This is a genomic window from Kribbella flavida DSM 17836, assembly GCF_000024345.1.
GTDB classification, from domain to species: domain Bacteria; phylum Actinomycetota; class Actinomycetes; order Propionibacteriales; family Kribbellaceae; genus Kribbella; species Kribbella flavida.
Genome location: NC_013729.1, coordinates 1,066,615 through 1,088,430 on the forward strand (window position 1 = coordinate 1,066,615; position 21,816 = coordinate 1,088,430).

18 protein-coding genes are annotated in these 21,816 nt (G+C 71.7%); 11 read left to right on the plus strand and 7 right to left on the minus strand.

Going from position 1 to position 21,816, the window contains the following annotated elements:
* The first annotated feature begins 104 nt into the window (after window positions 1-104).
* The 4 genes from mshA (at window position 105) to KFLA_RS04970 (ending at window position 6,015) form a co-directional block, all read left to right on the plus strand.
* A complete protein-coding gene (gene mshA, locus KFLA_RS04955) occupies window positions 105-1,379 on the plus strand; it encodes a D-inositol-3-phosphate glycosyltransferase (RefSeq protein WP_012918668.1) in 1,275 nt (424 codons plus the stop codon).
* A 180-nt stretch (window positions 1,380-1,559) separates the two neighbouring features.
* The gene (locus tag KFLA_RS04960) at window positions 1,560-2,048 is read left to right on the plus strand and encodes a type III secretion system chaperone family protein (RefSeq protein ID WP_012918669.1); all 489 of its coding nucleotides are present in this window, start codon (window positions 1,560-1,562) and stop codon (window positions 2,046-2,048) included.
* Window positions 2,049-2,058: 10 nt separating this feature from the next.
* Complete coding sequence (locus KFLA_RS04965) at window positions 2,059-2,805, plus strand: phosphoglyceromutase (RefSeq protein WP_012918670.1); 747 nt, start codon at window positions 2,059-2,061, stop codon at window positions 2,803-2,805.
* 75 nt (window positions 2,806-2,880) lie between these two features.
* Window positions 2,881-6,015, plus strand: coding sequence for an AfsR/SARP family transcriptional regulator (locus KFLA_RS04970; RefSeq protein WP_012918671.1), 3,135 nt, complete (start codon window positions 2,881-2,883; stop codon window positions 6,013-6,015).
* On the opposite strand, the gene KFLA_RS04975 is transcribed toward KFLA_RS04970, so the two are convergent.
* The 3 genes from KFLA_RS04975 to phoU form a co-directional block, all read right to left on the minus strand.
* The gene (locus tag KFLA_RS04975; RefSeq protein WP_012918672.1) at window positions 5,999-6,748 is read right to left on the minus strand and encodes an ABC transporter permease; all 750 of its coding nucleotides are present in this window, start codon (window positions 6,746-6,748) and stop codon (window positions 5,999-6,001) included. The genes KFLA_RS04970 and KFLA_RS04975 overlap by 17 nt on opposite strands.
* Window positions 6,745-7,686, minus strand: coding sequence for a daunorubicin resistance protein DrrA family ABC transporter ATP-binding protein (locus tag KFLA_RS04980; RefSeq protein ID WP_012918673.1), 942 nt, complete (start codon window positions 7,684-7,686; stop codon window positions 6,745-6,747). Before KFLA_RS04980 ends, KFLA_RS04975 begins: the two co-directional genes overlap by 4 nt.
* 141 nt (window positions 7,687-7,827) lie before the next feature.
* The gene (gene phoU / locus KFLA_RS04985) at window positions 7,828-8,538 is read right to left on the minus strand and encodes a phosphate signaling complex protein PhoU (RefSeq protein WP_012918674.1); all 711 of its coding nucleotides are present in this window, start codon (window positions 8,536-8,538) and stop codon (window positions 7,828-7,830) included.
* A gap of 223 nt (window positions 8,539-8,761) precedes the next feature.
* Between phoU and KFLA_RS04990 the strand changes: the two genes are divergently transcribed.
* The 3 genes from KFLA_RS04990 to KFLA_RS05000 all read left to right on the plus strand — a co-directional run bounded on the left by KFLA_RS04990 (window position 8,762) and on the right by KFLA_RS05000 (window position 11,778).
* Window positions 8,762-9,982, plus strand: coding sequence for a sensor histidine kinase (locus tag KFLA_RS04990; protein WP_012918675.1), 1,221 nt, complete (start codon window positions 8,762-8,764; stop codon window positions 9,980-9,982).
* Window positions 9,979-10,656: a response regulator transcription factor gene (locus KFLA_RS04995; RefSeq protein ID WP_012918676.1), complete on the plus strand. Its 678-nt coding sequence runs from the start codon at window positions 9,979-9,981 to the stop codon at window positions 10,654-10,656. Before KFLA_RS04990 ends, KFLA_RS04995 begins: the two co-directional genes overlap by 4 nt.
* An 84-nt stretch (window positions 10,657-10,740) precedes the next feature.
* Window positions 10,741-11,778, plus strand: coding sequence for an iron-siderophore ABC transporter substrate-binding protein (locus KFLA_RS05000; RefSeq protein WP_012918677.1), 1,038 nt, complete (start codon window positions 10,741-10,743; stop codon window positions 11,776-11,778).
* A 124-nt stretch (window positions 11,779-11,902) separates the two neighbouring features.
* Here KFLA_RS05000 and KFLA_RS05005 read toward each other — a convergent pair whose 3' ends face one another.
* A complete protein-coding gene (locus KFLA_RS05005; RefSeq protein ID WP_012918678.1) occupies window positions 11,903-12,463 on the minus strand; it encodes a copper chaperone PCu(A)C domain-containing protein in 561 nt (186 codons plus the stop codon).
* Window positions 12,464-12,715: 252 nt separating this feature from the next.
* Here KFLA_RS05005 and KFLA_RS05010 point away from each other — a divergent pair, with 252 nt between their 5' ends.
* From KFLA_RS05010 to ispF, 3 genes are read left to right on the plus strand one after another with little or no spacing between them, the layout of a single operon-like run.
* Complete coding sequence (locus KFLA_RS05010; protein ID WP_012918679.1) at window positions 12,716-13,201, plus strand: CarD family transcriptional regulator; 486 nt, start codon at window positions 12,716-12,718, stop codon at window positions 13,199-13,201.
* Window positions 13,202-13,254: 53 nt separating this feature from the next.
* The gene (ispD, locus tag KFLA_RS05015; protein ID WP_012918680.1) at window positions 13,255-13,956 is read left to right on the plus strand and encodes a 2-C-methyl-D-erythritol 4-phosphate cytidylyltransferase; all 702 of its coding nucleotides are present in this window, start codon (window positions 13,255-13,257) and stop codon (window positions 13,954-13,956) included.
* Entirely contained in the window at window positions 13,953-14,423 is a 471-nt protein-coding gene (ispF, locus tag KFLA_RS05020; protein WP_012918681.1) for a 2-C-methyl-D-erythritol 2,4-cyclodiphosphate synthase, read from the plus strand. Before ispD ends, ispF begins: the two co-directional genes overlap by 4 nt.
* A gap of 112 nt (window positions 14,424-14,535) precedes the next feature.
* On the opposite strand, the gene KFLA_RS05025 is transcribed toward ispF, so the two are convergent.
* A complete protein-coding gene (locus tag KFLA_RS05025) occupies window positions 14,536-15,486 on the minus strand; it encodes a nitrilase family protein (protein WP_012918682.1) in 951 nt (316 codons plus the stop codon).
* Between the two features lie 91 nt (window positions 15,487-15,577).
* Between KFLA_RS05025 and KFLA_RS05030 the strand changes: the two genes are divergently transcribed.
* Window positions 15,578-16,441, plus strand: a complete 864-nt coding sequence (locus KFLA_RS05030) for a LysR family transcriptional regulator (RefSeq protein ID WP_012918683.1) — start codon at window positions 15,578-15,580, stop codon at window positions 16,439-16,441.
* 24 nt (window positions 16,442-16,465) lie between these two features.
* On the opposite strand, the gene KFLA_RS05035 is transcribed toward KFLA_RS05030, so the two are convergent.
* Both KFLA_RS05035 and KFLA_RS05040 read right to left on the minus strand, forming a co-directional pair.
* A complete protein-coding gene (locus KFLA_RS05035) occupies window positions 16,466-17,827 on the minus strand; it encodes a M1 family metallopeptidase (protein ID WP_012918684.1) in 1,362 nt (453 codons plus the stop codon).
* A complete protein-coding gene (locus KFLA_RS05040; protein WP_012918685.1) occupies window positions 17,827-21,798 on the minus strand; it encodes a Pls/PosA family non-ribosomal peptide synthetase in 3,972 nt (1,323 codons plus the stop codon). The genes KFLA_RS05035 and KFLA_RS05040 overlap by 1 nt, the downstream gene beginning before the upstream one ends.
* Between the last annotated feature and the right edge of the window lie 18 nt (window positions 21,799-21,816).

Sequence of the window (21,816 nt, forward strand, 5' to 3'; positions counted from 1 at the left end):
AGATCCCGGGCAGGCCGGCACCCCGTCTCACGGAACCGGAGCGCGCCCGCGCGGCTGGTACGACGGCGCGGTCGCGGGGCGCGGCAGCGGCGTACGCTGGGTCGGTGACTGAGCCTCCGGCCGTGGACCGTCCTCTCCGGCGGGTCGCGATGATCAGCTTGCACACGTCGCCGTTGGACCAGCCCGGGACCGGCGACGCGGGCGGCATGAACGTCTACGTGGTCGAGCTGTCCAGGCGCTTGGCCGACCTGGGCATCGCGGTCGACATCTTCACCCGTGCGACCTCCTCCGCTCTGCCGGCCAAGGTGGAGCTGGTTCCCGGCGTCACCGTGCGCAACGTCGCCGCCGGCCCGTACGAAGGGCTGTCGAAGAACGAACTGCCCGCCCAGCTCTGCACCTTCGCCCGCGCCGTCCTGCGCGCCGAGGCGATCCGCGAACCGGGCTACTACGACGTGATCCACTCGCACTACTGGCTGTCGGGCCAGGTCGGTCTGCTCGCCCGGGACCGCTGGGCCGTCCCGCTGGTGCACACCATGCACACGATGGCCAAGGTGAAGAACGCCAGCCTCGCCGACGACGACGTGCCCGAGCCTCCCGCCCGGCTGCTCGGCGAGGAGCAGGTGGTGGAGGCGGCGGACCGGCTGCTGGCCAACACCGACGAGGAGGCCCACGAGCTCGTCACCCTGTACGGCGCGCAGCCGGCGAAGGTGGAAGTGGTCAACCCCGGCGTCGACCTGGAGGTGTTCGCGCCGGGCGACCAGGCGGCGGCGCGCCGGGCGGTCGGGGTGCGCGAGGACGCGATCGTGCTGGCTTTCGTCGGCCGGATCCAGCCGCTGAAGGCGCCCGACCTGCTGATCCGCGCCGCCGCCCGGATGCTGGAGCGGCAGCCGGAGCTGCGTGACCGGCTGGTCGTGGCGGTCATCGGCGGGCCGTCCGGCAACGGGATGGAACACCCCGAGGCGCACGCGGAGCTGGCCCGCCGGCTCGGCGTCGACGACGTGACCCGGTTCGTGAAGCCGATGCCCCGGCCCGGGCTGGCCGACTGGTACCGCGCGGCGTCGGTGGTCTGCGTCCCGTCGTACTCGGAGTCGTTCGGGCTGGTCGCGCTGGAGGCGCAGGCCTGCGGTACGCCGGTGGTCGCGGCGGCCGTCGGTGGGCTGACCACGGCGGTCACCGACGGTGTCACCGGGCTGCTGGTGCCAGGGCACGGCGTCGACGACTTCGCCGACGCGCTGGCCGCGATCGCGACGGATCCCGGCACCCGGGAGACGATGGGCAAGGCCGCGGTCGAGCATGCCCAGGGCTTCGGGTGGGAACTGACCGCGCAGACAACGCTGGCCGCCTACCGGACGGCCACAGAAACGATGGCGGCCGAGTAGGTGTCTAGTGTGTGGTGAGGCTCGACGCTATCGGCGCCCAGGCACGCACCTCGCGGCACTTGGGCAGCATCCACGATGCTCCGCATCGAGGACACTTCCCAAGCACCACGATGCACGCCCCTGGACACCGCTATCGTTCAAGCCTCACCACACACTAGACACAGCCGCGGAGGTGGCCGGATGAGGGTGTCCGCGGCGGACGTGATCCGTCAGGTGCTGACCGAGAACGAGCTCGAGTTCACCGAGACCACCCCGGGCGCGTTCAGCGCCGATCTGCCGGGCGAGCGCAAGCTGAAGACGACCGTCACGCTCACCGTCGGCAGCCAGGCGGTCCAGGTGCACGCGTTCGTCGCCCGGCGCCCGGACGAGAACCACGAGGCCGTCTACCGCTGGCTGCTGGAGCGGAACCTCAAGATGTACGGCGTCGCGTTCGCCGTCGACCACCTCGGTGACATCCACCTGGACGGCCGGGTTCCGCTGCACGCGATCACGCCGGGTGAGGTCGACCGGCTGCTCGGCGCGGTGCTGGAGTACGCCGACTCGTCGTTCAACACCATTCTCGAGCTGGGGTTCGCGAGCTCGATCCGCAAGGAGTACGCGTGGCGGATCGCCCGCGGCGAGTCGACCCGGAACCTGGACGCGTTCAAGGGCTGGCTGGAGCCCCGATAGTCTTGCCGGTATGACCTATCGCCTGATCCTGCTCCGCCACGGCCACAGCGACTGGAACGCCAAGAACCTGTTCACCGGCTGGGTCGACGTCGACCTGAACGCCCAGGGCGTCGAGGAGGCGCACCGCGGCGGCCAGCTGCTGCTGGAGCGCGACCTGCTGCCGGACGTGCTGCACACCTCCCTGCTGCGCCGTGCCATCCGCACCGCGAACATCGCCCTCGAGGAGGCCGGGCGCCAGTGGATCGACGTTCGCCGGTCCTGGCGGCTGAACGAGCGGCACTACGGCGCTCTGCAGGGCAAGGACAAGAAGCAGACGCTGGAGGAGCTTGGTGAGGAGCAGTTCATGCTGTTCCGCCGCTCCTACGACACCCCGCCGCCGCCGATCGAGCGCGGTTCGGAGTTCGACCAGGCCGGCGACCCGCGGTACGCCGCCCTGCCCAGCGAGTTGCTGCCGGCAACGGAGTGCCTGAAGGACGTCGTGGTCCGGATGCTGCCGTACTGGTACGACGCGATCGTGCCGGACCTGCGCGACGGCAAGACCGTGCTGGTCACCGCGCACGGCAACTCGCTGCGCGCGCTGGTCAAGCACCTGGACCAGCTCGACGAGAAGACCGTCGTCGGCCTGAACATCCCGACCGGCGTCCCGCTGTACTACGAGCTGGACGACGACTTCAACCCGGTCACCCCCGGCGGCGAGTACCTCGACCCGGCCGCCGCCCAGGCCGCCATCGAGGCCGTCAAGAACCAAGGCCGCTGACCGCGCGCAACCGGTCGCTGTCGAGCCCGCTCCGGACCGATCCGGGCGGGCTCGGCGCCGTGGGAGAATCGCCCGGTGCAGATCGGGTTGCTCGGACCATTCGAGGTACGCACGGACGACGGCGCGGTGGCCGACGTACCGGGCGCCCGGCTGCGTGCACTGCTGACCGCCCTCGCGCTCGAACCGGGCCGGGTGGTCTCGAAGGCGACGCTCGTCGACTGGATCTGGGGTGAGAACCCGCCGGCCGACGCGACGAATGCCCTGCAGCGGTTGGCCTCCCGGCTGCGCAAGGTGCTGCCCGGAGGTGTGGTCGAGGGCCTGACCGGCGGCTACCGGCTGACGGTGGACGCCGACGCTGTCGACGCTCTGCGGTTCGAACGCCTCGTCGACCAGGCTCGCGCCGAGCAGAGCACGGGGCGGGTGCGGCTGTTGCGGGAGGCTCTCGCTCTGTGGCGGGGTGCGGCCCTGCAGGACGTCGGCCTGGAGGACAGCCCTGCGTTCGACGCGGTGGTGACGCGGCTCGAGCGACTGCGCCTGACAGCGGTGGAGGACCGGTTCGACGCGGAGGTCAGCCTCGGCCACGGCGCGGAGCTGGTGCCGGAGCTGACCGACCTGGTGGCCGCGTTCCCGGTGCGGGAACGGCTGGCCGCTGCGTTGATGCGGGCCCTGGCCGCGGCCGGTCGCGCGACCGAGGCGCTGGTCGTGTACGAGCGGACGAGGGAGGCGCTGGCCGACGCGCTGGGCGCGGATCCCTCCCCGGAGCTGTCGGCGCTGCACGTCGCGCTGCTGCGGGGCGAGGTGGGACAGCGCGAGCAGAACCGAAAGACCAACGTGCGGGCCGAGCTCACCAGCTTCGTCGGCAGGGACGCCGACGTGGCCGTGGTCCGCGAGCTGATCGCCCGGCACCGGCTGACGACGCTGATCGGTCCGGGCGGCTCGGGAAAGACCAGGCTGGCGACCGAAACCGCGCGGACGTTGCTCGGCGACCTGCCCGACGGGGTCTGGTTGGTCGAGCTCGCCCCGGTCGGCTCCGAGGGCGACGTCGCCCAGGCGACGCTCACCGGGCTGGGACTGCGGGACGCCGTCCTGGGGGCGGAGCCGAGCGCGGACGTGGTGGACGGCATCATCGCCGCGATCCGCGACCGGGAGGCCCTGCTGATCCTGGACAACTGCGAGCACCTGATCGAGCCGGCGGCGAAGTTCGCCGACCGGGTACTCGGCGAGTGCCGGCGGCTGCGCATCCTGGCGACCAGCAGGGAGCCGCTCGGCATCACCGGTGAGGCGCTGTGGCAGGTGGAGCCGCTGCCGTTGCCGACCGGCGCCGGCCCTGGTGACGGCGAGTCCTCTCCGGCCGTCCAGCTGCTGCGGGACCGGGCGCGGATGGTGCGCAAGGACCTCGGCAGCGACGCGCACACCTTGGCGACGATCGTGCGTATCTGCCGGGCACTGGACGGGATGCCACTGGCCATCGAACTGGCCGCGGCGCGGTTGCGCACGATGTCCGTCGACCAGCTCGCCAACCGGCTCGACGACCGGTTCCGGCTGCTCACCAGTGGTAGCCGCACCGCCCTGCCGCGGCACAAGACGCTGCGCGCGGTGATCGACTGGAGCTGGGAGCTGCTCACCGAGGCGGAGCGCACGGTGCTGCGCCGGCTCGCGGTGTTCTCGGGCGGCGCGAGTCTGGAGGCGGCCGAGCAGGTCTGCGCCGGCGAGGCGGTCGAGCCCGACGACGTACTGGAGCTGCTCACCTCGCTGGCCGAGAAGTCGCTGCTGATTCCGCAGCACGAGGGCGCCCCGCGCTACCGGATGCTCACCACGATCAAGGAGTACGCCGCCCAGCGGCTCGCGGAGGCGGGCGAGTCGGAGGGCGCCAGGCGGGCGCACCTCGGCTACTTCACCGAGCTCGCCGAGGCCGCCGAACCGCACCTGCGCCGCGCCGGGCAACTGGAGTGGCTCGCCCGGCTGGCGGCGGACCACGACAACCTCAGCACCGCGGTGCGGGGAGCCATCGCCGCCGGTGACGCGCACGCGGCGATGCGGCTCGCGACCGGAGCCGGGTGGTACTGGTGGCTGGGTGGGCGCCGATCCGAAGGCCTCGAGCTGCTGATCGCGGCCGCGGACCTGCCGGGCGACGTTCCTGACGACGTACGGGCGATGACGTACGGGCTGGTGGTGCTCTTCGTGACGTCGGGGCCCGGCGGCGAACAGGTCGGCTCGGAATGGATTCTCAAGGCGTACGAGTTCAGTCAGCAGGCCACGCACGACAACCCGCTGCTGGAGTTCGTGGTTCCGCTGGAACGCCTGCTGCGGGCACCGGACGAGGCACCGGCCGCGATCGAGGCCTTGCTGGACAGCGCGGATCCCTGGGTCCGGGCGATGGCCCGGTGGCAGGTCAGCAAGATCCGCAGCATGCTGGGCCAGGGCGGCCCCGAGGTCGAGGCCCAGCTGCAGCGGGCGCTCGCAGAGTTCCGGACGCTCGGCGAACGGTTCGGGATGTCGATGGTCCTGGCCGAGCTGGCGGGCCAGCTGGCCCTGCGCGGCGACCTTGCGGCCGCCTGCGACCACTACGACCAGGCGGCCGCGGTTCTGACCGAGGTCGGGGCCGTGGAAGACGTCGTCCAGATGCGCACCCACCAGGCCCTGCTGTTGTGGCTCGACGGGGACCTGGATGCCGCTCGGGCCGCCATCGCCGAGGCCGACCGACGGGCCGAAGGTGTCACCTGGCCGTACGCTCTGGTCGACCTGGCCCTCGCCAAGGCGGAGTTCGGCCGTCTCGACGGGGACGTCGCGGAGGCTCGCCGGCAGCTCGATCTCGCGACCACTCTGCTGGGCGACACCGCGGAGCAGCCGAGCGTCCGGGCCGAGATCCACAACCTGCTCGGCTACCTCGCCGACGACCTGGACGAGTCCCGCGCCCATCGCGCCGCCGCCTGGCAGGCGGCCGCGGAGGTGGCGTTCCTGCCCCTGATCGCCCGGGTGCTGCTCGGGATCGCGGACCTCGCGCTGCGCCGGGACCAGTACGAGCAGGCCGCGCGGCTGCTCGGGACCAGCGTCCAGCTGGGCGGAGGTCCGATCCGCTTCCACCCGGACGCGGTCCGCATCGAGCACGACGTACGACGTCACCTCGGCGACGCACAGCTCGCCGAGGTGACGCGGGACGGTCAGCGGACGGCCTGGGCCGGGCTCGTCGAGGTCACGCTCGCTTCTTGAACGTCGCCCGCGCCCACAGGTAGCCGGCGACGGCGATGGCCAGGCACCAGGCGACGGCGGCGATCGCGTCGCCGGACGCCGGTGCTCCGTTGAGCAGGCCGCGCAGGGTCTCGATGATCGGCGTGAAGGGCTGGTACTCCGCGAACTGCCGGACCCCGGGGCCCATCTTGTCCGCCGGCACGATCGCGCTGCTGAAGAACGGCAGCATCACCAGCGGTACGGCGGCCATCCCGGCGGTCTCGGGGGATTTCGCCGCCAGGCCCAGAGCGACCGTGAGCCAGGCGGCCGCGAAGCCGAGCAGCACGACCAGGCCGATCACGCCCAGCCAGTCCGTCGCACTCGCCGCCGGGCGGAAGCCCAGCAGGTAGGACACGCCGACGAGGGCCGCGATGGCGATCAGGTTGGTCAGCACGCTGGTGACGACGTGACCGGTCAGCACCGCGCTGCGGGAGACGTCCATCACCTTGAACCGGTTGATGATGCCCTTGGTCATGTCGGAGTTCACCGCCACCGCGGTGGCCCCCAGCCCGTAGCAGATCGCCATCAGCATCAGGCCCGGCGTGGCGTAGTCGACGTAGTCGACGCCGACGTTGAACGCGTCACCGAACACGTACACGAACATCAGCAGCATGACGACCGGCATCAGCACCCCGTTGAACACCGAGGTCGGGTTCCGGGCGACGTGCTTGAAGTTGCGGCGCAGCATGACGAGGGAGTGGGACTGGGCGCTCATTGTGCGGCCTCCGTGCTGGTACGGCCCGTCAGGGCGAGGAAGACGTCGTCGAGGTCCGGCGTGTGCACGGAGAACTCCTCGACGTCGATCGAACGGTCGTCGAGCTGGTTCAGCAGCGCCCGGACCGACTTGGCGCCGCCGTCGCTGGGAACCCGGAGGACCAGGTTGTCGTCGTCCCGGCCGGCGTCGCCGAGGACCTGCGCCGCCGCGTCGAGCTCGGTGGACCCGGCGAACCGCAGCCGGACGTGGCTGCCGGGGATCTGGCGCTTGAGCTCGTCGGGTGTGCCCTGGGCGACCAGGCGGCCCTGGTCCAGCACCGCGATCCGGTCGGCGAGGCGGTCGGCCTCCTCCAGGTACTGGGTGGTGAGGAAGATCGTCACCCCGTCGGCCACCAGCTCGCGGATGATGGCCCACATGGTCCGGCGGCTGCGCGGGTCCAGGCCGGTCGTCGGCTCGTCCAGGAAGATGATCCGGGGGTTGCCGACCAGCGTCATCGCCAGGTCGAGCTTGCGGCGCATGCCGCCGGAGTACGTCGCCGCCGGCTTCTGCGCCGACTCGGTCAGCTCGAACCGCTCCAGCAGCTCCGCGATGATCCGCCGGGCCTCGGCCGAGCCCAGACCCTTGAGGTCGGTCATCAGCTGCAGGTTCTCCTGGCCGGTCAGCAGTTCGTCGACCGCGGCGAACTGGCCGGTGACACCGATGGCCGCCCGGACCGCCTTGGTCTCGGTGGTGACGTCGTGCCCGGCGACGCGGACCGTTCCGCTGTCGGCGGTCATCAACGTGGTCAGCACGTTCACCGTCGTGGTCTTGCCCGCGCCGTTCGGGCCGAGCAGGGAGAAGACCGTTCCCGTACCGACCTCCAGGTCGACGCCGTCGAGAACGGTCTTGTCCCCGAAGGCCTTGCGCAGCCCTGATGCCGCAATCGCTGAAGTGTTCATGGGACTACCGTCAGGGCTCCGCCTGCCACCCCCCTGACACCGTCCTGACACGGCCTCTGACGTCCCGGCCGGCGGTTCGCGCGCGAACGGCGAAGGCCCCCGGCGACCGAATGGTTGCCGAGGGCCCTGCGGGGGAAAAGGTCAGTTCGCGGAGTTCGGGGAGGGGGCCGAGGCGCCGGCGCCGGAGCCGGCGGCGGTGCCGCCGACGGCGACCGGGAGCTCGCCGGTGACCAGGTAGACCACCCGGCGGGCCATCGAGACGGCGTGGTCGGCGATCCGCTCGTAGTAGCGGCCGAGCAGCGCGATGTCGACGGCCACCTCGACCCCGTGCGGCCAGGAGTCGTCCATCATCAGCCGGAACTGGCTGCTGCGCAGGGCGTCCATCTCGTCGTCGACCAGCTCGAGCCGGGCGGCCGCGTCGACGTCGTGGCTCTTGATCACGTCACCGGCGCCGTCGACCATCCGGCCGGCCACCGAGGCCATCTCCTGGATCACGCCGTGCAGCTCCGCCGGGATCGCCGAGGCCGGGTAGCGCAGCCGGGCGATCTTCGACACGTGCGCGGCCAGGTCGCCCATCCGCTCCAGGTCGGCGACCATGCGCAGCGCGGCGACGAGCATCCGCAGCTCGTTGGCGACGGGTGCCTGCCGGGCCATCAGCTCGAAGACCTTCTCCTCGACGCCCTCGCCGGCCGCGTCCAGCTGGATGTCGGCGGCAATCACCTCTTCGGCCTGCCGGATGTCGGCCTCCAGCAGCGCGGTGGTGGAGCGCCGTACGGCGGTCGACACCGTCCGGGTCATCCGCTCGAGCTCGGCGAGGATGTCGTCGAGCTGCTCGTGGTAGGTGTCGCGCATTTCTGCATCCGATCTGTGCTGTCCGGTTCGGCCCGGAACCGTTCGGCCCGGAACCGGGAGGTGCTGCGGGCATGGTCCGGTACCCGCCCACGGGCGACCGTATGCCGTCGAGGTTGCCGGACGGCGACGAGTGGTGAACGGACGATGAACAGTGAGGACGCGTTCCGGTCATCCGGTGCTCATTCGGTCTTTCCCTGTGCTTTCCCCGCGTAGCATCGGTTCCGTGGACCCCACGCTGGCTGCGGTGCTGGGCGGCGTCATCGGCGCGGCCCTGGCCCTGCTTTCACTCGGCGCGATGATGCTCAGCGAGCGTTCCCAGACCAAGGTCCCGGTCTCGCCCGAGCCCGCGGTGCCCAGCGGCGTGGCCACCGTGCTGTCGGTGCTGCGGTCGTCCGCGGTGGTGATGGGTCCCGAGGACCAGGTGCTGCAGGCCAGCGCCCCGGCGCACGTGCTCGGCATCGTCCGGGGCGAGCGGCTGGTGGTCGACGACCTGCTGACGATGGTCCGGGCGGTGCGCCGCGACGGCGAGATCCGCCAGCAGGACCTGGAGATCGTGCGCGGCCGGCTCGGCGCCACGCAGTACGTGAGCGCCCGGGTGGCCCCGCTGGGCAGCCAGCTGGTGCTGGTGCTGGTCGAGGACCGGACCCGGGAGCGCCGGCTGGAGGCGATCCGGCGCGACTTCACCGTCAACGTCAGCCACGAGCTGAAGACCCCGATCGGGGCGCTGATCCTGCTCGCGGACGCGGTCTCGGAGGCCTCCGACGACCCCGAGGCGGTGCAGCGGTTCTCCGGTCGGATGCGGATCGAGGCCGCCCGGCTGAGCCGGCTGGTCAAGGAGATCATCGAGCTGTCCCGGCTGCAGGGCGACGACCCGCTGGAGAACCCCGGCCCGGTCGACATCAACGGCGTGATCGACGCCGCGGTGGACCGCTGCCGGGTCGACGCCGAGGGTCGCGGCATCAGCATCGTGGTGAAGACCGATCCCGACCTCGAGGTGATGGGCAGCGAGGACCAGCTGGCGATCGCGATCGGCAACCTGGTCGAGAACGCGGTCAACTACAGCCCCGACGGCACCCGGGTCGCGGTCGCCGCGCACCCGATCGGCGACCTGGTCGAGGTGACCGTGTCCGACCAGGGCGTCGGCATCCCGAGCAGCGACCTGGAACGCATCTTCGAACGCTTCTACCGGGTCGACCGGGCCCGCAGCCGGGAGACCGGCGGCACCGGGCTGGGCCTGTCGATCGTCAAGCACATCGCCTCGATCCACGGTGGCGACGTGCGGGTCTGGAGCGTCGAGGGCCAGGGTTCCACCTTCACCGTCCGGCTCCCGCTGCGGCTCGATCCCGCCACCGGGCGACCGACCGGTTCCCCCATCCAGGAGGAGCCGGCCACCACCCTGACGCCTACCCCGTCAGGTCAGATCGCAAAGGAGACAGCTTCGTGACCCGAGTGCTGGTCGTCGAAGACGAGGAGAGCTACAGCGACGCGCTGTCGTACGTACTGCGCAAGGAGGGGTTCGAGGTCGCCGTCGCGGAGACCGGCCCGGACGCGCTGGACGAGTACGACCGGGCCGGTGCGGACATCGTCCTGCTCGACCTGATGCTGCCGGGCCTGTCCGGCACCGAGGTCTGCCGCGCGCTGCGGACCCGGGGCAACGTGCCGGTGATCATCGTCAGTGCCAAGGACACCGAGGTGGACAAGGTGGTCGGGCTCGAGCTGGGCGCCGACGACTACGTCACCAAGCCGTACAGCCCGCGTGAGCTGCTGGCCCGGATCAAGGCCGTGCTGCGACGCGGCCAGGACGTCGAGCTGCTGCCCGACACCCTGGAGGCCGGGCCGGTCCGGATGGACGTGGAGCGGCACGTGGTGACGGTGTCCGGGACGGAGATCCGGCTGCCGCTGAAGGAGTTCGAGCTGCTCGAGATGCTGCTGCGCAACACCGGCCGGGTGCTCACCCGTGGGCAGCTGATCGACCGGATCTGGGGCGCCGACTACGTGGGCGACACCAAGACCCTGGACGTGCACGTCAAGCGGCTCCGCTCCAAGCTGGAGAAGGACCCGTCGAACCCGGCCCACCTGGTCACCGTGCGCGGCCTGGGCTACAAGTTCGAGGCATGAGTCACACCCCGCCGGCTGGGCACCGGTCGGCGGGTTAGCTTAGGCTCTCCTTAGTTGAGGCAATTCCAGCTAAGGAGAACCACCATGTCCTGGTCCCGCCGTTCCCGCGCGGCCCTGCGCCCGGCCCGCGGTGCCGCGCTCGCGGCCGCCGCCCTGCTGGTCGCGACCACGCTGGCCGCGTGCGGCAGCGACGCCGACGAACCGGCCGCCGCCACCGGCGAGGCCGGCGCCGGTTTCCCGGTCACGCTGAAGAACGTCTTCGGCGAGACCACCATCCCGTCCAAGCCGCAGCGCATCGTCACGCTCGGCTGGAACGCGCAGGACGTGGTCTACGCCCTCGGCGAGACCCCGGTCGGCATGCCCAAGGTCACCTACGGGGCGGCCAAGGAGGGCGTCACCGCCTGGGACGCCGACAAGTTCGACGCGTCGAAGACGACGCTGCTGGACTCCGGCGACACCTACCCGTACGAGAAGATCGCCGCGCTCGACCCGGACGTCATCCTGGCGCCGTACGAGGGGTTCGACGAGACCGTCTACAAGACGCTGTCCGGGATCGCGCCGACCGTCGCCTACCCGGGCGCGCCGTGGCAGACCAGTTGGCAGGACCAGACCACGCTGATCGGCAAGGCGCTGGGCAAGCCGGCCGAGGCCGACCAGTTGATCGCCGGCATCAAGGACCGGATCGCCAAGGTCGCCGCCGAGCACCCGGAGTTCAAGGACAAGACGATCACCGTTGGCTCGTTCGGCGCCGAGAACTACGTTTACATGCCGGGTGACCCGCGGGTGCAGATCCTGACCGAGATGGGCTTCAAGAACGCGCCCGGCGTGGAGAAGCTGGAGCAGACGAACACCAAGAAGGAGTTCGCGCTCACCGTCAGCAAGGAGAAGGTGGCCGAGATCGACGCCGACGTGCTGGTCGCCTACGTCGACGGGATCGGCGCGGCCAAGTTCACCGCCGACCCGGTGTACGGCGCGCTCGGCGCGGTGAAGAAGGGCAGCGCGTACGTGATGGAGGACCAGCAGGTCATCTCCGGCATGAGCGCGGTCAGCGTGCTGTCGGTCCCATGGGTGCTGGACAAGATCGTGCCGGGCCTGTCGAAGGCCGCTGAGGCCGCCAACTGACCGGCTGACCGGGCGGTCCCGGCCACAGGACCGCCGGACAGCGAACGGGCCACCCCGCGTGCCGGGGTGGCCCGTTCGTCCGTGCTGGCGCCGCTCACGGGGCGGCGCGGCCCGTCCGGCGCGGTCAGCCGTGGCTCTCCCCGCCCGCGTCGTCGCGCGGCGTGGGGCTGTAGTGGTCGGTGGTGAGGACCGGGATCGAAGCGGTGATCGGGGCGGCCTTGGCGAAGGTGATGGTCACCTTGATCATCGAGCCCGGCTTGCCGCCGGTGACGGTGAACGGCTTGCCGGTGGCCGGCGGCAGGATCAGCGAGGCGCCCGGCGCCAGCGTCATCGGCCGGACGCCGCCGAAGGTGACGGTGGCGGGCTGCTCCGCGGGGACCTGGCCGTCGCCGGTCTCCGGGGCGTCGGCCGGCGCGGACGCGATCGACACCAGCGTGTCGGCGGTGCGCCCGGTGTTGACGATCGCGGAGTGCAGGACACCCTTGCCGTCCTCGGACGCGAGCACCAGCATGTTGCGGACGCCGACCGAGCCGGAGTCCGCGTTGGTGCCCTCGGCGGGCTGGTAGGCCTGCTGGGTCTGTGCGTTGAAGTTCGCACCGCAGGCCGCGAGCGCGAGGCCCAGCGTGACGGTGGCGCCGGCCGCGGCTGCGCGGCGCAGGGCCTGCGGGGGCAACGTGATGGGCACTGGGGATCCCTCTCCTACAAGCTGTGGACACCGTCAGGCAGCAGCCTCCGGCGCAGCAAAGCGTAGCGACTACGGGGCCCCGGCCGGACGGCGGCTCCACCTGGTGAGGGTGTCCCGGGCCACCGAACACCGCGCGCGAGGCACGCCGGACAGCGTTTGTCAAGGCGGGAAATGGCCTCTGACCAGCGCAAACGCCCCGGCCGGACCAGCGACCGCGTGGTAGCATAGGTGTTGGAAAGGGGCACGTGACATATGACTTTCACAGTCGGCGAGACGGTTGTTTACCCCAATCACGGTGCGGCCGTCATCGAGGACATCGAGACCCGTCAGATCAAAGGTGAGGACAAGACCTATCTGGTCTTGAGGATCGTCGCTCAGAACGACCTGGTCGTCCGGGTCCCCGCGTGCAACCTCGATCTCGTCGGCGTGCGTGACGTCGTGGATCAGGCCGGTCTGGAGCGCGTCTTCGACGTGCTGCGGGCGCCGCACACGGAGGAGCCGACCAACTGGTCGCGACGTTACAAGGCGAACCTGGAGAAGTTGCACTCCGGTGACGTGATGAAGGTGGCAGAGGTCGTGCGCGACCTGTGGCGCCGTGAGCGTGACCGCGGTCTGTCCGCCGGTGAGAAGCGGATGCTGGCGAAGGCTCGCCAGATCCTGGTCTCCGAGCTGGCGCTGGCCGAGCACACCAACGAGGACAAGGCGGAAGCCATCCTCGACGAGGTCCTCGCTTCCTGATCTCCGGGAACTGATCCGGTTCTCGAGTCGGTACTGTCCGGCATGATGGCGTCGTGAGTACTGCGGCGATCATTCCGGCGGCCGGTCTCGGGCTTCGGCTCGGTGGCGAGGCACCCAAAGCGTTACGAGAGGTCGGCGGCGAATCGCTGTTGGTCCACGCTCTGCGTGGACTGCGGGCAGCGACCGCCGCCGACCTCGTCTGTTTCGTCGTCGCGGTCCCGCCGGGCAGCGAGCACGTCGTCCGCACATTGCTCGACCCATACGCCGGTGACTCCGCGCTGCACATTGTGGCCGGCGGCGCCGAACGCACCGACTCGGTCCGGCACGCGCTGGAGCTGGTCCCTGCCGAGGGCATCGACTGCGTGCTGGTGCACGACGCGGCCCGGTCGTTCGTACCGGTCGCGGTGATCGAGCGGGTCGTCGACGCGGTCCGCGCGGGCGCTCCGGCGGTGGTGCCGGCGATCCCGGTGACCGACACGGTGAAGCGGGTGGACGCGCGCGGCCAGGTGGTCGACACGCCCGACCGGTCCACGCTGGTCGCGGTCCAGACGCCGCAGGGGTTCGAGCCGGGACTGTTGCGCAGGGCCCATGCTTGCGGCGGTGCGGTGACCGGGGCAACGGACGACGCGATGCTGTGCGAGCGGCTCGGCGTGACGGTGCAGACGGTCGAGGGTTCCGAGGACGCGTTCAAGGTGACCCGGCCGCGCGATCTGTTGCTGGCCGAGTGGATCCTGGCCGAGAGGCGGTCCTCGTGAAGGTGCCGAGAGTGGGCACGGGGGTCGACGTGCACCCGGTCGAAGCAGGCCGGCCGATGTGGCTGGCCGGGCTGCTCTGGCCGGACGAGGCCGCCGGGCCGTCGGGACACTCCGACGGCGACGTGGCCGCGCATGCCGCGTGTGACGCCCTACTGTCCGCCGCACGACTCGGCGACCTCGGCTCGAACTTCGGTACCGCGGAGCCCGAGTGGGCCGGCGCTTCCGGGGCTGCCTTGCTCGCCGAGGCGGCGCGACGGGTCCGGGCCGCGGGCTACGAGATCGGCAACGTGTCCGTCCAGGTGATCTGCAACCGTCCGCGCTTCGCCGCGCGGCGCGAGGAGGCCGAGAAGGCCCTGAGCGCGGCCTGTGACGCCGACGTCTCGGTCAGCGCCACGACCACGGACGGTCTGGGCCTCACCGGCCGGGGCGAAGGCATCGCCGCGATCGCCACCGCCCTGGTCTACTGACGACTCCCGCGCCACCGTTCCACGCTGCACGAACCCCACTTTGGGCACCGCCCAGCCAACTTTCGGCCTCATCGCCGGCTGAGCGGTGCACAGAGCTGGTGTTGGGCAAGGATCAGCGGGGACGGCCGAAGCGGACCTCGCGGGGAGACAGTTCGTCGCCTCGCCGCTCGGTGAGCACGGCGTACAACTCAGGACGGCGGCCGCGGAGCCAGCGCTGACCCGTTGAGGCCGGCACCAGGTCGAGGTCGAGGTCCGCGACCACCACCGCCTCGGCGGGGACCGGGGTCTCGGCGACGATGCGGCCGTACGGGTCGATCACCATCGAGTTGCCGGTGCGCAGCTCGTCGTCGTCCTGGCCGACTCCGTTGCTGAAGAGCACGAACAGCCCGTTGTCGTGGGCCCGGGCCGGCAGCCAGCGCATCAGCCAGCCCCGGCCGTTCGGCCCGTTGAAGGCGGCCTCGACCGCCGCCGGGTCCTCCGCCCGCCGGTGCCAGACCTCGACCGGGATCGGCTTCATCCCGTGCGGGCTGCGCGACCTGGTGCCGCCGGTCTGGTGCGGCGCGAGCAGCACCGTTGCCCCGAGCAATGCGGTGGCGCGGACGTTCTCGACCAGGTTGTTGTCCCAGCAGATCAGGATGCCGACCCTGACCTGCCACGGCGTGTCGAAGACGGTGAAGCCGTCGCCGCTGGAGATCGCCTCGTGCTCGAACGCGTGCAGCTTGCGGTGCACGTGCAGCTCGCCGTCCGGCAGGCACACGGCGTACGCGTTGAAGAGCCGGCCGGCGTCGGCCTCGAGCCAGCCGACGCCGAGGCCGGCGCCGAGCTCGCGGGCGAGAGCGCGGACGGCGGAGATGCCCGGGCCGGTCCGCGGTTCGGCGAGCTCGTGCAGCCGGGCGGCCGGGTGGCGGCGCAGGTGCCAGTAGCCGAGCAGGCACATCTCCGGGAACACCACCAGCTGAGCGCCCTGGTCGACGGCCTGCTGGGCGAGGCGCCGGACGGTGGACAAGTTGGTCTCCGGATCGTCCGGGACCGGTTCGAACTGGACGACGGCGGTTCGCAGCATCGGCATCTCCTTCGCGGGGTCTACCGCCAGCAAACCGCGCCCCGAGCATGCCGTCCAATGATATCCACAGGGTTATCCATATCCTGTGGTTATGGACCTGCGGCTGCTCCGAACCTTCGCCACGGTCGCTCGCACGGGCAACGTCAGCGCCGCCGCGGTCGAGCTGTCGACCAGTCAGCCGGCTGTCACGAAGCAGCTGCAGCTGCTCGAACGCCGGGTCGGGGCGACCCTGTTCGTCCGTGGCCGCCAGGGCGCGCGACTGACCGCGGCCGGGGAGGCGTTGCTGCCCGACGCGCTCGACCTGCTCAGCCGGTCGGAGGCCTTCGAACGCCGGGCCGCGTCGGTCGCGGCCGGGGAGGACGGCTCGCTGGCGATCGGTTTCGGCTTGTCCGGGATCGAGCTCGCCCCGCGGGCCGTGGCGTTGTTCCGGAGCAGGTACCCCGGCGTCGCGGTGTCGCTCGACGACATGTCGTCCGCGGTCCAGTGCGAACGCCTGCTCGCCGGCACTCTGCAGATCGGGTTCGTCCGCCTGCCGGCACCGGCCGGGATCGACCACGTCCGGCTACGCAAGGACCGGTTGGCGTTGGCCCTGCCCGCGACGATCGACGTCCCCGCCAACATCCCGGCCTGGCTCGACGGCCGCCCGCTGGTGCGGTTGCGCCCGGTCCGTGGCCCCGGCCTGTCCCACCAGATCACCACCCTGTACGCCGAACTCGGCTGCACACCCCTGATCCTGCAGGAGGCGGACGACCTGTTGACCGTGCTCGCGCTGGTCGCCGCCGGAGTGGGCCCGGCCGTCGTACCGGCCAGTGCGGGCACGATCGCCTCTGACGGCGTGCGGCTGGTGCCGCTGCGAGGCAAGTCCGCGTGCTGGTGGATCGGCGCGGCGTGGGTGGAACGCTCACTCGTGCTCGACCGCTTCCTCACCGCAGCGACCGACGCCGCGCGCAGCTGAGCGGCCGCGCCCACCTCGGAACGGTCAGCGCCGGCGGCGGGTGGTCCGGGGCAGTGCAGGCAGGGCCGGGGAGTCCAGCCAGGCCGCGAAGAGCGCGCGGACGGCGGCTTCGTCAGGGGCGACCGAGGCGGCGAGGTCGATGAAATCCTCGGTGGTGACCGAGCCGTGCCGATGCGTCCGGGTCCAGGTGCGGAGCAAGTCGAAGAAGACACCGTCGCCGAGGTGCAGGCGCACCATGTGCAGGGTGATCGCGCCGCGCTTGTAGAGGCGGTCGTCGAACATCAGCTCAGGGCCGGGGTTGGACAGCAGCAGATCCTGAGCGAGACCGGCCAGCCGGCTGTGAGCCTTCGAGACCTGCTGGTCGGCCGACAGGCCACCGGACCGCTCCGACCACAACCACTCGGCGTAACAGGCGAATCCCTCGTTGAGCCAGATGTGCCGCCAGCTGGCCGGGGTCAGGCTGTTGCCGAACCACTGGTGGGCCAGCTCGTGCGCGACCAGCCGCTCGGACCCCCGCCGGCCGTCCACATGGTTGCTGCCGAACACCGAGATGCCCTGCGCCTCCAGCGGAATCTCCAGCGGGTCGTCCGTCACCACCACCGTGTACGCCGTGAACGGGTACGGCCCGAAGAGCTCGCAGAACAGCTTCACCATGTCCTGCTGCCGGCCGAAGTCGGTCCGGAAGTCGCGGATCAGCCCGTGCGGCAGGACCGCCCGCTGGGTCACCGGCGCCGAGGCCAGCTCCAGCTCGTCGTACCGGCCGATCTGCACGGTCGCCAGGTACGTCGCCATCGGGGCGGCCTGGTCGTAGACCCAGCTGGTCCGGCTCGCCTTGCTCCGCCGCGACACCAGCCGCCCGTTCGCGACCACGTGGTACGGCGAGTCGGTGGTGACGGTGATCCGGTAGTGCGCCTTGTCGCCGGGATGGTCGTTGCAGGGGAACCAGGTGGCCGCCCCGCTGGGCTGGCTCGCGACGATGACGCCCTCGGTCAGTTCCTCCCAGCCGAGCTCGCCCCACGGGCTGTCGGCGGGCGCGGGGTTGCCGGAGTACTGGACCTCGACGACGAACTCGGTGCCGTCCATCAGGCCGGCGGCGGGCCAGACGTGCAGCTTGCCGTTGCGGTGCGTGTACCGGCCGGCCCGGCGGCCGTTGACGGACACCTTGGCGACCCGTAGGCCAACCAGGTCGAGACTGAGCCGGGACAGCGGCTGGGTCGCGACCGCGGTGATGGTCGCCTTGCCGGTCAGCCGGTTGCTGTTGACCCGGTAGTCGAGATCGAGCTCGTACGACTCGACCGAGTAGCCGCCGTTGCCGTGGCTCGGAACGTACGGGTCCCCCGCGGTGTCCGGGCCCGGCCGTGCCTTGAGCAAGTCATCGGCAACCATCAACCCTGCCAGGGCGCGATCGGGTTACCGGCCCAGCGGGTCCCGGCCGGCACGCTCTCACCCCGCATCACCAGGGACACCGGGCCCACGGTCGCGCCCGCGCCGACCGAGGCGGCCGGCAGCACGATGCCGTGCGGCCCCAGGGTCGATCCCGGACCGAAGGTGACGGTGCTCATGGACATCACCCTGTCATGGAACAGGTGCGTCTGGAGCACGCACCCGCGATTCACCGTGGCCCCGTCGCCGAGCGTGATCAGGTCGGCCTCCGGCAGCCAGTACGTCTCGCACCACACGCCCTTGCCGATCTTCGCGCCGAGCGTGCGCAGCCACAGCGCCAGCACCGGCGTGCCCGCCGCGGCGTTGGCGAACCAGGGCGCGGCGACCAGCTCGACGAAGTTGTCCACCACCTCGTTGCGCCAGACGAACGAGCTCCACAGCGGGTACTCGACCGCGCGGGTCCGGCCGACGATCACCCACTTGGCCACCGTCGCCATCCCGCCCGCGACCGCCCCGGCGGCCAGGATCACCGCGCCGGACAGCAGCACGGTCGGCCACGGCCCGAGCCACAGGTCGAGCGCCTGCAGCCCGAACAGCACGCCGAGCGCGATCAGCACCGTGCACATCATCGGGACGAAGCGGCACAGCTCGACCAGCGCGCGGGCCACCTTGAGCCGCAGCGGCGGGTCGAAGGTCCGGCTCTGGTCACCCGCGACCGCCTGGCGGCGCAGCTTGACCGGCGGGCTGCCGAGCCAGGATGTCCCGGCCTTCGACTTCTTCGGCGCCGCGGACAGCACCGCCACCAGCCCGTTCTTGGGCACCGACCGGCCGGGCGCCGTCATGCCCGAGTTGCCCAGGAAGGCCCGCTTGCCGACCTTCGCGCCGGCCACGTGCAACCAGCCGCCGCCGAGCTCGTACGACGCGATCATCGTGTCGTCGGCCAGGAACGCGCCGTCGCCGACCGTCGTCATCTTCGGCAGCAGCAGCACGGTCGACGCCTCGACGTCGCGGCCGATCTTCGCGCCGAGTGCCCGCAGCCACCACGGCGTCAGCAGGCTCGCGTACAGCGGGAACAGCAGTGTGCGGGCGGAGTCCAGCAACCGCTCCGTCGCCCACACCTGCCACCCGATCCGGCTCCGCACCGGGTAGTGCCCCGGCTTGATCCCGAGCCCCAGCAGGCGGACGAAGAGCAGCGTCAGCAGGGCCAGCGTGACGAAGCCGACCAGCGTCATCAACGGGATCGCCGTCAGCGCCTTCAGCGCGGCCTCACCGAGCGTCTCGGTGCCCCGCACAGCCCGCCCCAGTACGGCGATGGCGGCGGCCGCGGCGGCGACCGGGAGCAGCGACATCAGCGCGGACGCCGCGCCGTACGCGAGGACCCACCACGGGGCCCGGGCGGGACGCTGCTCCGGCCACGGCCGCCGGGCCCGGCCGACCCGGGTGGCGGGGGAGCCGGACCAGCGTTCGCCCGCGGGGACCTTGCCGGCGACGGCCGAACCGGCCGCGATCTCGGCGTTGCGGCCGATCTCCGCGCCGGGCAGCAGCGTGCTGCGCGAGCCGATCACCGCCTCGGCGCCGACACTGACCGCGCCGACGTGCAGGCGGTCGCCGTCGATCCAGTAGCCGGACAGATCCACCTCGGGCTCGATCGAGGCGCCGCGGCCCATCGTGAGCAGCCCGGTCACCGGTGGCAGCGTGTGCAGGTCGACGCCCCGGCCGATCTTGGCGCCGAGCGCGCGGGCGTAGTACGCGATCCAGGGGGCGCCGGCGAGATTGGCGGCACCGGCCGCGTCGGCCAGGTTCTCGGCGGCCCACAGCCGGACGTGGACCGTGCCGCCGCGGGGATGGACGCCGGGTTTCAGCCCCCGGAGCAGCAGCCGGGCACCGACCACGGCGATGCCCATCCGGCCGGCGGGGCTGATCAGCAGCAGCCAGCCGAGCAGGATCCACCACCAGGAGACCGTGCGCATCCACGGGTGCGGACCGGCGGTCAGCGCCAGCAGGTTGTTCAGGGTGAACAGGTAGACCAGCCAGCGAACGCCGACGACGGTCTGCAGGACCAGCGTCAGGGCCGTCTGCAGCAGCTGGGTGCCTGGAGGAGTCGGGCGGATGTCGCGCAGCTCCACCGGTTCGGCGGTGGTCGTGGCAGAGTCCAGCCGGTCGGCCAGCGCACCGAGCCGCGGGTACTCGTAGATGTCCGCGACGGTGATCTCCGGGTACCGCTCGCGCAGAGCGGAGACGAGCTGGGCGGCGGCGAGACTGCCGCCGCCGTGCAGGAAGAAGTCGTTGTCCGGGCCGGTCACCTTCGCGCCGAGCACCTTGGTCCAGCGTTCGGCCAGCCACCCCGCCGTACCGTCCAGGTCGGCGGCCGGGGCGTCGGTGTCCATGCCGGGCAGGGGCCAGGGCAGCGCGTCCCGGTCGACCTTGCCGGACGTCCGGGTGGGCAAGGTGTCGGTCAGCGCGATCAGGGGGACGAGCGCGGCGGGGAGCGCCTCGCGGAGCCGCTCGGTCGCCGCCGTCTGGTCGAAGCTGTCCGGGTCGTCGGGCACCAGGTAGCCGACCAGCAGCTGGTTGCCTGCCGCGCTCGTCCGGACGGCGGCGGCCGCGCCGGACACCCCGGGCAGCGACTGCAAAGCCGCGTCCACCTCGCCGAGCTCGATCCGGCGGCCGCCGAGCTTGATCTGCTCGTCGGCGCGGCCCTGGAACAGCAGGCCGGCCTCGTCCTTGCGGACCAGGTCACCGCTGCGGTACGCCCGGCCCCAGCCCAGCGAGGGCATCGGCGCGAACTTCTCGGCGTCCTTGGCCGGGTCCAGGTACCGGGCCAGCCCGACCCCGCCGATGATCAGCTCACCGATCTCGCCCTCGGCAACCTCGTTGCCCTGGGCATCGACGACGGCGAGGTCCCAGCCGTCCAGCGGCAGCCCGATCCGGACCGGGCCCTCCCCGGTCAGCTGGGCGCCGCACGCGACCACGGTGGCCTCGGTCGGTCCGTAGGTGTTCCACACCTCGCGGCCGTCGACGGCGAGCCGCTCGGCCAGCTCGGGCGGACAGGCCTCGCCGCCGAAGATCAGCAGCCGGACGGCATCGAGCGCGTCGGCCGGCCAGAGCGCGGCGAGCGTCGGCACGGTGGACACGACGGTGATGCCCTGGGCAACCAACCATGGCCCGAGGTCCATGCCGCTGCGGACCAGCGAGCGCGGGGCCGGGACCAGGCAGGCGCCGTGCCGCCAGGCCAGCCACATCTCCTCGCAGGAGGCGTCGAAGGCGACCGACAGGCCGGCCAGCACCCGGTCGTCCGAGCTGATCGGCTCCTGCTGGAGGAACAGCCGCGCCTCGGCGTCGACGAAGGCGGCCGCCGACCGGTGCGTCACCGCGACACCCTTCGGAACCCCGGTCGAGCCGGAGGTGAAGATGATCCACGCGTCGTCGTCCGGTGTCGGCCCGTCGGCCGCGTCCCGGTACGGCGTACCGGCGTGCGGGCCGTCGGTGAAGGCGTCGGGGCCGGTCTGGTCCATCCGGGCGGAGTACGGGAAGTCGTAGTAGCCATCCTCGTCCGGCCCGTCGGGACGGACGCCGGTGGACGCAGCGCCGCCGGTCCGGGCGTCGGTGAGCTCCAGACCGTCGGTGACGATGGCGGCGACACCGGCCTCGCCGAAGACCAGTTCGGCGCGTTCGGGCGGGTCGTCGGCGTCGACCGGGACGTACGCGGCGCCGGCCTGCAGAATGCCCAGGATCGCCACGTACAGGTCGTTGTGGCCGGACGAGATCCGCACCCCGACCCGGTCGCCGGGGCCGATGCCGAGTCCGTTCAGCCGGGACGCGAACTTGGTCACCTGCTCGACCAGCTCGCGGTAGCTGAGGCTCACGTGCGAGTCGTCGAGCGCGGGGTCGTCGGGATACCGGCCGGCCGTTTCGTGCAGGATCTCGACCAGCGTGCGCGCGGGCGGCGCGCTGTCCCCCCGTCGCAAAGTCACCGGGCGGATGATACGCGG